The sequence below is a fragment of the Helicobacter sp. T3_23-1059 genome (genome assembly GCF_053654515.1).
This window is the reverse complement of sequence record NZ_JBSIUV010000128.1, coordinates 1-1,604: the sequence shown is the minus strand read 5'-3', so window position 1 is coordinate 1,604 and position 1,604 is coordinate 1. Positions and strand designations below refer to the sequence as shown.

General features: G+C 29.4%; 1 pseudogene. It reads left to right on the top strand.

Features of this window, described 5'->3' with window-relative positions:
* A pseudogene (locus ACWIX0_RS13485) lies at positions 1 to 1,604 on the top strand (hypothetical protein); the annotation flags it as partial.

Genomic DNA, 1,604 nt, shown 5'->3' with positions numbered 1-1,604 from the left:
AAAGATACATTACGATTACAGATTATAGATTCTGTAAATAATCCTATTAGTGATGCAGAGGTAATACTTACAGGTATTATAAATGTAGTCAAACAATATACTATTATACTTGATAAAAAGACAAACACAAAAGGTGAAATTATCAACAATATTACAGATATATTTCCAAGCCCTGTTAGCTCGTTTGAAATAGACATAAATCACAAAGATTATTACCCCAAACCAAGAGATAATCATAGGCGAATATGCCGAAGCTATGAATATGGGTATCCTTGTGTAGCAAGATTTAATACCAAAACGCCACAATTTGCCATAAAGCAAATTGATATAACTAATAATATAAAAACTATTGATGGCATATCAATAACAAAAAACTTTTATAAATCTGGCAGTATTATAGAACTAAAAACAATTTATAACGATAAAGAAAAGATAAAGCCAAGTCAAATAAAATGGGGTTATAAGATTATTTTACACGAATCTAAAGAGACTTCACAAACATACACCAACTCTATGCAAGACATACAAAATAAAAAGTGTGAATCTGAGCTAATTTGCGCAATCCAAAAACACCAAGCCAATCAAACCATATTTGAAAAAATAAATATAAATGAAATCTATCACATTAACAAGGATAAAACCTTTTCTAATGAGATGATATATTTTAGCGACAATAATGACAAAATATACGATACAAACGCACAAAATCAACAAAATCAAACTGACAATATTTACACAGGCGAAACACTAAAAATAACTATACCCGATAAAATACATAATAAAAGCACAGAATTTGCGACATTGATAATATTTGCCTATGTGCATAAGCCACATTATAAAGTAGCCAAAATCTTTCGACTAAATGATTATCCACAAATCACTATTGATTGCACACTAGCAGAGACATTAAGGGCAAATGCAAGAAACGATAAAATCTCTACACTAGGCTGGGGTGTAAGCTATATATGCCAACGACTATGGCATGATAATCCAAGTGAAGCTAAAACAATAGATGATTTACTTTACAAAGGCTCTAGGCATATCAATTTCTTAAATTCTATACCAAATGAAACGATGAGACGGCTTGTAGCAGAGGAATTGCCACAAATAGAGTTGAAGGAATTTGCATTAAATAGCAACACTAATCAAAGAATCAAATCACATATACAAGACGATAAAAATAAGAATCTAAGATTCTACATCGAGCTAGATTGGGAGGAATTTTATATGAAGTTTCCTTTGATGAAAAATCTAAAGAGGGAATTTTTGAACGCAAATATGCGCTTTAATTATAATGGAGAATTTCAAAAACAATTTGATACCTTTGTTGAAGGAAAAATAAATAAAAATATGCAATTTTCAAAAGAATATAAAATATCCTTAAATACCCAAGAAATGCAAAAAGGCGAAACTTCAAATATAAAAGTATTTGATATATGTGATGACAAAGATTCTATCCCTCAAGGAAATATTGCCATAAGTAAGCTAGATAAACCATCACAAATTATTTCTAATAAAATATATTTTCAAAGGTTTAGCGTTGATATGGATAAATTTTTACCACATTTGGGATTAAGTTATTTTGATGGTTTGGTTGCATTTTT